Raw genomic sequence first — 13,432 nt, forward strand, 5'->3', positions numbered from 1 at the left:
TATGACTCATTATATGACTGAGTCCTACTTTATCTTTAATCACTAGCTGAGGTTCGGTGGTAATCAAATAAGGTTAAACAATTAATATTGAATATAATTCAACCGAAAAATTTTATTGTTGCCAAAGTTTACTATAAATCCTGTTTTAGTTAACAAGCTCATGGTGTGTCCTCGCTTCTATAAATATTAAAGCATCAACAAGGGCAATTCTTGTATTAATATTATCATATATGTTTTTATTTTAATTATATTATCACTTATCATTACCATCTCCATTTAGCTCAATGTAATTAATAGCATACTTATTGCCTGTGCTTGCTGCTTTTTCCATAAGTTTCCAGCCCAAGCGAGGGTTTTTATCTACAAATTTCCCTTCAATATAAAATACAGCCAGAACTGCCATTGATGCCACATCACCATTTTCTGCTGATAAATTTAAATAATGAAGTGCTTTATTTATGTCTTGCTTAACAATAACACCATCAAAATAAATTCGTGACAATAATGATAGCGACTTTAAATTCCCTTTTAACGAAGCACCTTCTAGGTAATCAATCACTAAATGGTATTTACTAGTATCTGCACTTTCCTTTATTATTTTTGATGCATTATACATTGACTTTGCGTAACCATAGTTAGCAGATCTAATAAACCAATATAAAGCAGAATCAAGATCTTTTTTAAATCCATATCCATTGAGATAACTAAGCCCAACAAGATATTGGGCTAGTACAACATTACAATTAGCTGCTTTTAGATAGTAATAATTTGCTTTATTTATATCTTTATTAACAAAAATACCAGACTCATACATCATTCCTAATTTGAAATTTGCAGCTTCATTCCCTAGTTTTGATTGATTTAAAAGCTCTTCAAAAAGTTTTTTTGGTTGCGTTGAATTGAATAGCTCATTACAAGGTTTATACCCTAGTAACCTTCCTGTACACTCAGCAAGTGAGTTGCTACTATACAAACCAATAATTAATATAATAATGGAAAATATTTTATTAAATTTCATTTTTAGTTTCTACATTAAATATAGTTCACTCAGAATCATGTTTTATTCTGTTGTTAATTAAAAATTAACATCTAAAAAACACATATTTATCAAGGCACGGATGCCTATATTTCAATGCGCCTGTGATTATTACTCAAAAAACAACAATGTCAATAATTTGGCGCAAAATGATTTTAGCTAATGAGTTCACAACAATTTACAGATATTTACAGTTTTTCTCCGGCAAATATGATGCTTTGTTAATGATTTTAGATTGAGTGGTTTGGCTGTGATCTTGTGATCTAATAGGCCTTCCAGCCTTAACTCAAGATAAAGTATACGACCGTACTTTTGATCTACGAATTTAAGTTGTTCTTTAACGTGTCGCGCCCACGCTGTCCCCTCGTGAAAATATGATATCTCAGGCCAATTCTTCGTCGACATTTATCCCCCAAGCAAAAAACGAATCGCATCGACTCTCTTCATCAGATGATCCCACACTTGGTAATGCATCAAAACCCAATCATTTAACGGACACCAAGTCACACTCTATCAATGACATTGATTTAGATCCGTCAACAAATACTGAAATTCAGTATCCACACCGAAGATTCTACTGGCAAGGTGGTGATCCATAAAACCTGCTCAGGTTCAAAAACATTGAGGCAATCGAAAGTTTTAACCATATTTGCGCATACATATTGGAGATATCCATCCACTACAGTTTGCCTAAATCGGCTCTGACACACCTTTGGGTAGGCGTGTGTTAGCAAATTTGTTGATGCGGGCAGAAATTGATTAGCTTAGATATGGCAGCTTTCTTCTTTTCTTTTACCGAAGTATTTAGCTATGAATTTTAATAATATTGTGAACACAGGCTTCGCGGTAGGATTGCTTCAGTTATCCCGCTGACATTCGCCAGAATTTAAGCCGCTTGTTATTGGCTCCAACCAAAGACATTATTTATTGTGCGCGGAGCGCAAATCGACCACGACCTCGGTCCTGTTTTGGCGATTATAGGTAACGTTGAGGTCAGCTTGCCTGCCCCGATTTTTCCTCATGAGACCCTCTCGGAAGTCTACCCTCCTTCCTATTATCGTTTGAATGTATAACGTGAACGCTATATTATTCACTGAGGCGTTACGTGTTTACTGTAAAACAGAACCAGCATAAGCGATATAAACGGCACGTTTAGCCGTTTCACGCTATCTGAGAGAGCCATTGTTAACCATTTTATAAGCTACCTTTTGGGACTCTTTTCTGCCGGTTTTGACTAATCAGACCATAGTTTTTATTTCCTATGGCGAAATCGTACACCTGAAATTTATTGCCTTCGTGGCTTTTTCTTTTTTATTATTGAATACATTATGAAAATGAAACATTTATTTGTTGTACTTACTTCGACCATGTTATTTGCGTGTGGTGGCGGGTCTGGTAGTGACTCTTCGGATAATACTAAATCCCCAGCAACGGAGGTAGCTTCTCCTACTCAACCGGTTCTGCAACCTGAAACTAATAATGAGGTTCAATTTGCAGAAGCACCCATTACACCTGCCGTACAGCCAACTCCGCAGCAGAACAAGGAAGTCGTGCTACCTGAGCCAACTTTTATCTTGGATCTGGCAGGACCGGCCCCCATGAGAGGGCAAATAGTCTCTGGCAATCTAGTGACGCAGCCTGACTATCAAGTTAGGTTAGAGTGGCAAATTGATCAGCGTGGTGTTAGCCAGTGTACGGTGACACCGACAGAGCCTACCTGCTCTTATACGATTACCAACGAGAATGAAGGACATCTTCTACGTCTGTGTAGCGTTGCGGGAGAACAGAGCAATTGTAGTGAGGAGCAGCAGTTGCCACAGATCAGTTTCACCGGATTGCTCAATTACAAAGGCGAGGTGAATGCGCAGCTAGCCGGTTTTTCTGAGCAGTCGGAAACAAGCTGGTACTTATTTTATTCGGATGAGTTTAATATTGATAACGACGGCCCCGGCAGCCTCGCGCCGGGTATAAATGAAGGGCTTACTTATCAGTTACAGGAGGCCTCTCATACCGCCAAAGATTATGTACATAATTTCTTAATCTTCTGTGTGAACGACCGTACGCGGCGTTGGGGAACAGTCTGTCGTGTCGTGGGGGATATGGATTCTATCTCTTCGTCAAGGCAAGGGATGGACACTCTGTTTCCAGTATTCCTTGAAGAAGATAAAAAACAGCATCTTGTGGGCGGAGAACTGTTTAAACGTGGTGATAGCACTCGACGTATTGCGCCAGTTTTTGAAATTAAACATGAATTCCGTACTTATACCTCTTATATCAATAGGCCAATAACATCGGCAGAGCTGGACTATTTCCAATTTACGTTAGCTCCATTGTACTCGTCCAGGTATTTACAAGAAAAACAGGGCTACTATCCATCTCTAGTGTATAAATATCAGGATGATGAAGACACAAGTGAGAACCCATACGATAAGATCATCACGACGGCCGACGATTTATGTAGCAGTATTGGCCGACGATTACCTGAAGCCAGTCAATTTGAGCACAGTGACTTTACAGATTCAGGCTGGCCAATGGATGGCTATCCGTTTGGTCTATTCTGGACTGCTTCAAGTAAAATAGGGGCGTATTTCCCTAACTTGGCGACAGATATTAATACCGGAGAAAGTTATTCGGAACGTTCTACTCTGCCTTACTATGTGGCTTGCGGGCACTACGGATGATTTAGAATTGCACAAAGAAATGTATGTCGAATACGTACTCTGATTGTTAACGAACCTCGCTTTTTAGCGGGGTTCTTTTTCTCGTGGCGTTGTTCAATCGCCGCAATAAAACCAGGCCTGATGCACCGCTGTGTCGGTATTGATTGGCTAACCATTGAATGTGCCTTCGCGTTAAGTTGAGCAATCTTGATACATCGATTTGGGTTAATCGTTTTTCACAAACATTGCGAATGGCATCAAAGTAATTTAATTCTTTTGGACTCATAGCAAGCAGCATGACACATAGCTCTGAATACGGTTAGTAACGGGGGCTAACCATACAAGAATGTGACATCTCTAAGTTGGCGATTATCGCAGCTACCCGGTCACTAGGCATAACCGGATAGGGTATGAGTAAGATTAACACAGTAAATAATACTGATTTTAGCAAACGAATTTCCCTGTTTTGATGCTGTCATTGACCTCCCAAATGACATCAGCTATTCAATTAATAAGAACTATCGAGCAACGACATCATGGCCCTTATCTTTGCTTGAGCCACACCTATTGGTGCACTAATGACGGACATACAATGTAAGAAGTCACTTCGGTGACCTTTTTAAACACACTTTTGGACAGAAGTTTGTTAGTGCTTTTGATTTAACGGGTAAGGTTCAGATTAAAGAATGTATAGGTAACGGTAATGCTTTGCTAAGCAGCCTAAAATACCACTACCGCGCTCAAGTTACGCGCTATAAACACCAAGGCGGAATGAACTAAAAACGCTATCGTTTTTGGTCTGATTAAGTGGTTTGTTCACATTTTTCTTACATTTTTACGCACACTAACCTTGGTCTCGGCTCGTAATAAACAAGGAAGTCTCTTGAATCGCTAGGCTCAGAAAAGTAAACACGAATTACTTTTTGTCCTGACCACGTTTGAAATGATATTTGTGAAATTCGCTCTTTATAAACGCGGAAAACGTCCTCACCTTTAACTACTAGCTTCACCGTTACGCTACCCTGACCCATTGGAGAGTGCGTGAAAACTAAGTATTCATCGTGACCATAACTTTTGATAAATGAAAACAGCCCTTCATCATGGTCATACTCTTGAGAGTAGCCGAAGCCTCTTATAAAAAATTCCTCTTCCTCTGGAACTTCATAGTTCAATAGCCTAACTCCTTTTACACATAACACTCTGGTAAATAGAAAAAACTATACCACCTAACCAATTATAAGCCCTATAAGTAAGGCAAACAAAAGATGAACAAACTATGAATAAGCATTTACTCTAAGCTAGAAAGGGGCATAAACAAGTAAGCGGAGAGTTGGCTAACTCGGCGGTGGACAGGAGCGTGTTAGCAACTTTGCTAAATTTACAAAAGATAAATTAGTTCAATTATGGAAAATTCCTCCATGCAAATGAGTAAATTCGGCCACAGTCAAACTGACTATGGCCGCTTGCTACTTATTCATCATCGCCCAAGTAATCATCATTATTTGGGTTATGAGCATCTGCCCAATCATCCATATCAGCATCGTTATTTGGGTTATTGATATCTGACCAGATATCAAGCTCATCTTGAGACATTTCACTTGGATCTGGCATATTATTTCTTCCCTTGCTGATTAGGGTTTATCTGCTTACCGCGATTACCTTGATTCTGATCGTATTGACGGTTGGTTCCCTTAGTGCCTTTATTTGCGTTTGAGGTATTTGACGCATTGTCAGCAGGTGTTATTTTTTTATCCATATTCTGATTTCCTTAATTAAAACTAGACTTATGAATTTGCTTGATAGTTCGCTCAAATCCTTGCCTAGTTGTTATCGCTTTAGGGTGCAGTCCATCAGACTTATCCTGCCAAACAAATCGAAGTCCTCTTCCTAATCTGAACCTAATAAAGGTCGGGGAACTGCGAATCTTCTTCCCTCCTAGACTAAGATAAGAAACCCCCGATTTAAGTGAACTTTCAATTTCGAAAGCACGCTTAATCTGGCACAGTGGAATATGAGATTGGAATATGTCATTCTTGCTCTCCTTGATGAACTGAGAACAGAATGATTGAGTGCACTGCACTCGCAACAGCTAATTAAATAAATCGTCCAATAAATTATCGAACTCGTTCGCTTCGAGGTATTGCTGGGTTATCAGTGACTGATACTTGGATAGAACAGGATGTTCAGTTTGAAGTGAAGATGCTGCTTCATAAGCCTTTTCAAGATCGCCATTTAAGTAATATAGCATCATGGTTTCGCCATCACTAAATACAGCACTTTGAGCTAGTAGAGCTTGCATAACACTGGTGATATTACCAATTGATAATTGTGGGAGTTCATAGAATGGATTTGGTAGGCGATTTTCCGACAACGAAATACTCGATTTCATTATATTAATAAACTGCTCCAGCGCTTCAGATTGGATACCTACACCAATAATGGATTGTCGACCAGCCAAAATAACGTTTAAAAATTCGGCAGCCTCCATCCGCTTACCACTATCGGTAAAGATAGCCTTAACACGTTTGCTATCGGCAAAAAAACCTTGTAGCAGCACTGCATTGTGAAACTTATTTAGGCTTTCACGTGCTATGAGCAAATGGTTTTTCTCTGAACCAATCCCCATCTGTTCTTTGTTGACGATAAGGAAACCTTTACTTCGTACAAGTGGGTAAACAAGATCTTTAAATGATTTGTACTCAGACAGTTCAACAGAAAACAACGTTCTTATCGCGTCAGGAGGTGACAATCCATCATATTTCACAAGACAACCTTAACAACTTTTTTTCAGATGGTGGGTTTTCCTCAAGAGCGTATTTCGCAATAAATTCCGCTCGCTTAAACCAATCAGATCGACAGTGATACTCACTTTTTGCGTACTGCTCTATCACACCCAAACAGTAACCTGCCCTTAAGCTTTCGGATAACGAAGTAGTTTGGGCAGCTAATAGATGCTTTTCATTTTTGGACGCGTATATGTTAATTAACTCAGCACAACTATCTGTCAATGAAAGAGATTTAGCTGAAGTGATTGCTGGTACTAGCAAAAGACTAAGAGCAATGATAAAGGTATTCTTACGTAGCATTCTAGATATCCGATGTTGTTTTTGGGGATTGCTCCTGCGAAGTAGCATTGATCTTGTCGCTACTGTCATCCCCATTTAGAGCTTGAGAATCAATAACCTTTGTCCTTTTCTTCTTGCTGGGCACTGCTATGTATAGGCTTAAAAGAATACAAGCAAACGCATACATCTGGCTATAGTTATCACCATGAAGCATTGCCCAGTTTAGATATTCAGTCCCCTCTAGCAAATCAGAAAAAGCTACAACACTGGCGGCCAACCAGACGAATAGTACAAATCTTCCATACCAGATTAAAGGCATGGATAGAATATTCCACCAACGCTCACTAGTTTGACGTGTGTAGAAGATATATCGCCTTAAAAGAACTAGAGCTAAGACGGCGAACACAGCCTCGATAGTTGATATGTCGGACAGGCCCTCTTGGTATTCGAAAATATTGATAAGCTCCAACCATAAGGATATCAGAGCCATTCCCACTAGAGTTATGAACAAACATACGTTGAGTAGTGTTGCCACTACTCTCCCTACTGCCCAATCCAATTCAAATAACAGATGGAGAGAGCCTACCGATTTTTCAGGCTCACTGATTCCTACTTGCTGTTGCCGTTCTACGTTTGATCTATCCATTATTCAGAGAGAAAGAAGTAAATTTGATATTCCACCAGTTTAACAAGCTCATCCGATAAATGTAACGGCTTTTCTTTTACTTTCAGAATGTTCTGACCGTTTTCAGGCAAGACCACACTGTAGAGGCTGGTTGAAATTGGATATTCAGTTGGAGGAATTATCTGACTACGTTTCGACAATGGTGACATTACTTTAATTAAGCCAAATAATGCTTCGTTGAAATTTTTAATAATCGATTGCAACTCGTTTTGGGGGCACAAACGAGTCAGCAGAGAATTGGCTAACTCGAAGGTGCGCAGAACCGTACCAGAAAACACAGCTTACTACCCTCCCGTTAGATATAGTTATTGTCCATTCAGTATCAGACATCCTCTGCACACCAAAACAATGTAGCCTCGTCGAGGCTATACAAACAAAGCCTGCCACTCACCATTGCTAGCGTGAACTAGTTCACACTTCAAAGCTCTCTTTTTTTGGGTGTGTGAAGCGCAAAGTTGGACAACGCATTTCCCCCAAAATATCTACCATTCACAAATTAACCACATAAACAACAAGATAAGCCAAAAACAAGAATCTCATTTAGCTGGACAAAATCTCAAATAAGACTGGAACTGACACACCATCGCTTCCTTCTATCGGCACTGTATAAACCACTGTATAAAGCGTCATCCATACAGTGATTTTACCTGTATAGCGTACATTTCTACAGCAAACTTTTGAGCCACTCCACACTCTACTGCTTTAAAAATCAGGTGGGCTCATTTTGAGTACGTTTAATTTAATCAATTAAAACATAATCTTATAGTTACACAAATATAAGTAACACCTTAATTCACTGCTTATTGATGATTTTTTAAGTTAGAAAACACTTGCATCAGCATCTAAAAATAAATACTGTATAGATGTACAGCATGTACATATAAACACTACTGAGGATGATGGACAATGACTGCATATTTTGATCAGCTAATTTCGGTTTCGGCATCACAAGCTTATAAAGCGACTTTTTCGACTCAGACTGCAGCACCAACCTCTCCTCATGCCGTTAAGTGTCCTATTGAAGTGTGCTTTTCAGAGCAAATGCAAACCCAACTAGCCTATTTTCTACGTATTCTGAAACAAGCAAGCCTGCAAAACCGCTGGATCATGTTTATCGGTCAGGAAGCATTGATTGATAAAAATCTATTAACAAGTGCGGGTATCGATATTAATAAGATCTTAGTTATCACGAATAAGAAAGGGCTGACTGATCAGCAGCTAATGGAGAAGGCATTACGCAGTGGAAATTGTAGTGCTGTTGTCGCTGTAGGTGATATCGAAAACTTTGCCAGTGATACATTGCGTGATGCCTCGGATTTTGGTGCAAGCTATTCTTTTGTAATTAATCGTCACAGTAAAAGCAACGTCACCGTTCACTGATTTCTGCCGTTTTAAGTCGCGGTTAATCCCCCCGAAATCAGCCTTGTCATCTATACTCATTGAGCCATTAGTTTGTACTGATGGCTTTTTTGATCCTGCATCCTTGGAACGGATAATACCGTTTCTGACAGTGACCCCCGTCACTTAATTCGTGCAATGTCATGTAAAATCATCATAATACGGCAGATAAGTGTAATTATTTGTTACAAGCGGAATTTGCTATGGAAAAAAAACTGGGATTAGGATCGCTAACCGCCTTAGTGATCGGATCTATGATTGGGGCCGGGGTATTTAGCCTGCCGCAAAACATGGCTGCTGTCGCCAGCCCCGCCGCCGTCATCATTGGCTGGACTATTACGGGGATTGGTATGATTTTCCTCGCCCTCGCCTTTCAGCAGCTTGCGCATCTCAAGCCTGAGATCAATAGCGGTGTATTTGGCTACGCACAAGCAGGGTTTGGTGACTTTATCGGTTTCTGCTCTGCATGGGGTTACTGGCTAAGCGCAATGCTCGCGAATGTCTCTTACCTTGTGATTGTATTCAGTACCCTCGGCATGCTGTTCGATAAACCGGATTTGGTTCTATTCGGCGCTGGCAACACATGGTTATCCCTCATCGGTTCATCTGTGCTGCTCTGGTTAGTCCATGCGTTAGTTTTACGTGGCGTTCAAACAGCGGCAATGATCAACCTCGTGACGACCTGTACTAAACTTGTTCCCATCACTCTCTTTATTGTATGCACTTTTATCGCGTTCAAGTGGAATACGTTCACGTTTGACTTTACCGGATTGCATTTTGGAAAACAGCATGACTTACTTGCACAAGTAAAAAGTACCATGTTAATCACGGTATGGGTGTTTATTGGTGTTGAAGGGGCTGTTGTTGTCTCAAGCAGAGCAAGAGATCGCCGGGATGTTGGCCGTGCAACTATACTGGGATTACTGACTGCGTTGATCATTTATGTGTTTGTTACCCTGCTTTCAATGGGCGTAATCAGTACGCAAGAACTCGCCACCTACCAAAACCCTTCAATGGCCACCGTATTAACACATATAATGGGACCATGGGGCCAATATATTATTGCAGGAGGTCTGCTGGTATCTGTCTGTGGTGCTTTTCTTAGCTGGACAGTACTGGCTTCTGAGGCTCCCTATATCGGGGCGAAAAATAACATGTTTCCGAAGAGTTTTGCTTTGCAAAACAAGGCGGGCAGCCCTGTAACATCGTTAATGCTGACAACGGTCAGTATTCAAGCTGCACTAATTTTTGTCATGTTTGCGGGCAGTACCTATGATACGTTGCTGACGATAGCGTCTGAAATGATCCTAGTGCCGTACTTTTTGGTGGGTGCCTATAGCCTCAAGCTAGCGATTGAGCATCGAGACCGTGGTTCACTGTTATTTGTTAGTGTATGTGCCTGCGTATACGGAATATGGCTACTGTATGCCTCTGGCTTACACTATTTATTGCTCTCTACCCTGCTTTATCTGCCTGGATTATATTTCTATATTCAAGCTAAGCGTGAACAACAGGTACGCCCATTCATCGGTAAAGAAGTCACCGCAGCCAGTCTATTAACGGTGGCAGCCTGTCTGGCAGCCGGTATGCTTTGGCACGGTCAGTTACTATAACCTCATCCCTCTTACTAAAAAGCCAGCATAAATATGCTGGCTTTCTTCGTTATTATCACAAATTTTGCACTCATAACATGTGAGCTCTTAATTCTTCGGCCAAATCATCCAATATAATGATTTTACATATCGCCTTCGCCTCTATCTCTGCTAGTTGGCTTGCATCAAGCGCATAAGGTAACTGAATAGTAAGCTCATCGATATGCTCTACACGGGCTAAGCGTAGCAAGCGGATCAAGTTATTGGTGTCACTAATATTGGTTGAAAGTACTTTCAGTGCTTGCATCTGTAGCTTTTCTGAGTCGGTGAGCCCCTGCGGCATCGATGATGTTCTTGCTATTTCAAACGTCGGAATCAACGCCTTTAGCGCGTCCATAACTGTCACTTTATGCTTGCATGATGCTGACAAGAATGTTGTGTAATCGAATACAACATTACTTTCATTTGAGAATTCAACTGCTGTTTCCATAATCATCCCTAAGAGAAACATAACTGCTGTTGTAAATAATTCAGCGCATCGAATGAGCTACGAGTTTATTCTCAAACTACTATACGACTTACTTTAGCTTGATCGATGTCTAATTTATTAAAGTATGCAGTTGATCTTCTTTTAAGAATAAATAATTCAAACATTAAATATTAAAAGAACAAACGATTAACATTATTAAAACCAGAAGTGACAAGGTTCACTTTTTTATAACCTCACGCCCTACCTTATTGATAATTAAGTTACTTACGATTGATGGATAAACAAAGCAAATATATGCTACTTGGACGGAATGTTATTCTTATAACAAAAAACGCTATTTCTGAAATTAATATCACATATCAACTTTTGCTACTTTTAACATAATTATCATTGAACGAGGTATTCATAAATGCATGTGTATACTGATAAAAAAATAAATAACAGCCCATTTGTATCACTAAATGGGCTATTTTAGTCACTCTTTTTATCTCCGATATATTACGGCTTCTCACCCTTTTTTAGTCGACGTTCAATATCAGCAACCACATCGGATAAATTGGCAATTGTATCAATCAGGTAATGTGCACCTGAATGGGCGAACACATCAGCTGCTTTTGTACGAGCCGCTGCTAATGTTGCCTCATCAGCCTGCTCAAACTGCGCTTGTGTTAATCCTGCTTCATTGCCAGATAGCAATAAGGCCACGGTCCACATACCGGCCTGTAGACCTTCGCTGATCCCAGGTACCGAATCATCCACTTTGATACAGGCTTTAACATCATCAACCTGCAGCGTTATCAGGTTTTGTAGTGCCATATATGGTGCTGGTCGCCCACCAGCGGGCAAATCATCAGTCGCTACTGCACAATCAGGGCTGTAACCATTGGTTTTAGCTACCGGAATCAAGGCATCCAAAACAATACGAGGATAACCCGTACAAGAGCCAATTTTTATGCCCTTCGCTCGCAGCTTTGCAATTGTAGCCTCAGCACCAGGGATCAAATCGGCATGCTCGCCGACTTTAGCTATCTGAAGTGGCATAAAAGTTTGGTATATTTTATCAATATCTGATTTTTGCATCGGCTGACCAAATTTCATCTGCCAACGTTTATTCACTTCCGGTAATTCCCCTACCGCTTTAATATGATCCCACTTACCTAATCCCATCGGTACTCGCGCTTCTGCCAGTGAAATATCAAAATCATATTCACGGCGAAAAGCTTCTACAAAAATAGTGGTTGGCGCAAATGAACCGAAATCAACAACCGTGCCTGCCCAATCTAAAATAACTGCCTGAATGTACTTGCTCATGATGTATTCCTTAATTTATATAACACAGTGCACTATGATAATCATGCCCAGTACATTGACGATTCAATGGCATCTATCAGACGGTACATATCAGCATTATGTACATCACCAATATTACCAATACGAAAACAATCCGCATTGGAGACTTTACCGGGATATATCACAAATCCCTTTTCTTTAAGTAAGATATAAAATTGATTAAAATCGTAGTCCGGATGTTCAGGTGAATAAAACGATGTAATAATGGGTGATTGCTTCGATATATCGAGCAGGCAATGAAACCCCAATCTCTCCATCCCCTCAACAAGAATACGCTGATTGGTTGAGTATCGCTGATAACGCGCAGCGACGCCTCCCTCTTGCTCTAATTCAAGTATCGCCTGATAAAATGCACGGACAGTGTGTGTTGGAGATGTGTAGCGCCATTTACCATGATTTTTTTCCATGCACTGCCATTGATCAAATAGATCCAGTGATAATGAACGTGCTCGCCCTTGACATGTTTCGAGCTCCGATTGTTTAGCAATAACGAAACCAAAGCCCGGTACACCCTGTATACATTTATTGGCCGAGCTGATCATAAAGTCGATTCCCAGTTCAGCGATATCTAACGGGATCCCGCCAAAGCTCGACATCGCATCGACTATCATTATTTTATTATTGGATTTCACCACATCACACACGGCCTCTATCGGATTAAGCATGCCTGTTGTCGTTTCACAATGCACCATAGCAACATGAGTAATAGCGGTGTCTGATTGCAATATTTCAGTGACTTGAGCTATATCCGGTAGGATCTCTTCACCCAGATCCAAGATGTGGTTGTCAATGCCAAGGCGCTGAGCAATCAGGCCAATACGCTCTCCGTAAGCCCCATTATTGATCACCAGCAGTTTCCCCTCTTTGGGAATAACGCTACCAATAGTGGCTTCAACCGATGCGGTTCCACTGCCCTGCATCAACACGCTGGTATAACCGTTACGATCTGTCGCCAGGTTAACCAACTTATGGCGAATCACCTCTACAACATCTTTATTGTACTCATCATCCCATGTACACCAGTCTTTCAACATTGATTCTCGAACAGTTCGACTTGTTGATAGCGGGCCAGGCGTTAGTAGTAAATATTGATTATTCACATTTTCCATTCTATTCATTCCACATAGGAGAGATATCAGATGCGCTAAACTATAAC

The 13,432-nt window shown here is 40.5% G+C and carries 14 protein-coding genes; 3 read left to right on the forward strand and 11 right to left on the reverse strand.

Annotation, left to right across the window (positions count from 1 at the left end; all coding sequences use genetic code 11):
• Window positions 1–253 precede the first annotated feature (253 nt).
• Window positions 254–1,018, reverse strand: a complete 765-nt coding sequence (locus L4D12_RS09795; protein ID WP_428447647.1) for a tetratricopeptide repeat protein — start codon at window positions 1,016–1,018, stop codon at window positions 254–256.
• Window positions 1,019–2,364: 1,346 nt separating this feature from the next.
• On the opposite strand from L4D12_RS09795, the gene L4D12_RS09800 reads away from it, so the two are divergent.
• Entirely contained in the window at window positions 2,365–3,717 is a 1,353-nt protein-coding gene (locus L4D12_RS09800; RefSeq protein WP_428447648.1) for a hypothetical protein, read from the forward strand.
• 806 nt (window positions 3,718–4,523) lie between these two features.
• Here L4D12_RS09800 and L4D12_RS09805 read toward each other — a convergent pair.
• The 7 genes from L4D12_RS09805 to L4D12_RS09835 form a co-directional block, all read right to left on the reverse strand.
• Window positions 4,524–4,868 (reverse strand): hypothetical protein, encoded by a 345-nt coding sequence (locus L4D12_RS09805; protein ID WP_428447649.1) that lies wholly within the window; start codon window positions 4,866–4,868, stop codon window positions 4,524–4,526.
• A 298-nt stretch (window positions 4,869–5,166) separates the two neighbouring features.
• Window positions 5,167–5,307: a hypothetical protein gene (locus L4D12_RS09810; RefSeq protein ID WP_014231391.1), complete on the reverse strand. Its 141-nt coding sequence runs from the start codon at window positions 5,305–5,307 to the stop codon at window positions 5,167–5,169.
• Between the two features lies 1 nt (window position 5,308).
• The gene (locus L4D12_RS09815) at window positions 5,309–5,452 is read right to left on the reverse strand and encodes a hypothetical protein (protein WP_428447650.1); all 144 of its coding nucleotides are present in this window, start codon (window positions 5,450–5,452) and stop codon (window positions 5,309–5,311) included.
• Window positions 5,453–5,464: 12 nt separating this feature from the next.
• Window positions 5,465–5,776, reverse strand: a complete 312-nt coding sequence (locus L4D12_RS09820) for a ParE family toxin-like protein (protein ID WP_428447651.1) — start codon at window positions 5,774–5,776, stop codon at window positions 5,465–5,467.
• A gap of 9 nt (window positions 5,777–5,785) precedes the next feature.
• A complete protein-coding gene (locus tag L4D12_RS09825) occupies window positions 5,786–6,460 on the reverse strand; it encodes a hypothetical protein (protein WP_428447652.1) in 675 nt (224 codons plus the stop codon).
• A gap of 323 nt (window positions 6,461–6,783) precedes the next feature.
• Complete coding sequence (locus tag L4D12_RS09830; RefSeq protein WP_428447653.1) at window positions 6,784–7,296, reverse strand: hypothetical protein; 513 nt, start codon at window positions 7,294–7,296, stop codon at window positions 6,784–6,786.
• 110 nt (window positions 7,297–7,406) lie between these two features.
• On the reverse strand, window positions 7,407–7,724 hold the full coding sequence (locus L4D12_RS09835; RefSeq protein WP_428447654.1) for a hypothetical protein: 318 nt from the start codon (window positions 7,722–7,724) through the stop codon (window positions 7,407–7,409).
• 628 nt (window positions 7,725–8,352) lie between these two features.
• Here L4D12_RS09835 and L4D12_RS09840 point away from each other — a divergent pair.
• Window positions 8,353–8,826: a cell division inhibitor SulA gene (locus L4D12_RS09840; RefSeq protein WP_428447655.1), complete on the forward strand. Its 474-nt coding sequence runs from the start codon at window positions 8,353–8,355 to the stop codon at window positions 8,824–8,826.
• Between the two features lie 221 nt (window positions 8,827–9,047).
• A complete protein-coding gene (locus tag L4D12_RS09845; RefSeq protein ID WP_428447656.1) occupies window positions 9,048–10,457 on the forward strand; it encodes a basic amino acid/polyamine antiporter in 1,410 nt (469 codons plus the stop codon).
• Window positions 10,458–10,527: 70 nt separating this feature from the next.
• On the opposite strand, the gene L4D12_RS09850 is transcribed toward L4D12_RS09845, so the two are convergent.
• The 3 genes from L4D12_RS09850 to phnW all read right to left on the reverse strand — a co-directional run bounded on the left by L4D12_RS09850 (window position 10,528) and on the right by phnW (window position 13,394).
• A complete protein-coding gene (locus L4D12_RS09850) occupies window positions 10,528–10,926 on the reverse strand; it encodes a hypothetical protein (RefSeq protein ID WP_428447657.1) in 399 nt (132 codons plus the stop codon).
• Between the two features lie 498 nt (window positions 10,927–11,424).
• Entirely contained in the window at window positions 11,425–12,237 is an 813-nt protein-coding gene (phnX, locus tag L4D12_RS09855) for a phosphonoacetaldehyde hydrolase (protein ID WP_428447658.1), read from the reverse strand.
• A gap of 41 nt (window positions 12,238–12,278) precedes the next feature.
• A complete protein-coding gene (phnW, locus tag L4D12_RS09860; protein ID WP_428447659.1) occupies window positions 12,279–13,394 on the reverse strand; it encodes a 2-aminoethylphosphonate--pyruvate transaminase in 1,116 nt (371 codons plus the stop codon).
• Window positions 13,395–13,432: the final 38 nt, after the last annotated feature.

Source organism: Photobacterium nomapromontoriensis, assembly GCF_050336815.1.
Taxonomy (GTDB): Bacteria; Pseudomonadota; Gammaproteobacteria; order Enterobacterales; family Vibrionaceae; genus Photobacterium; species Photobacterium nomapromontoriensis.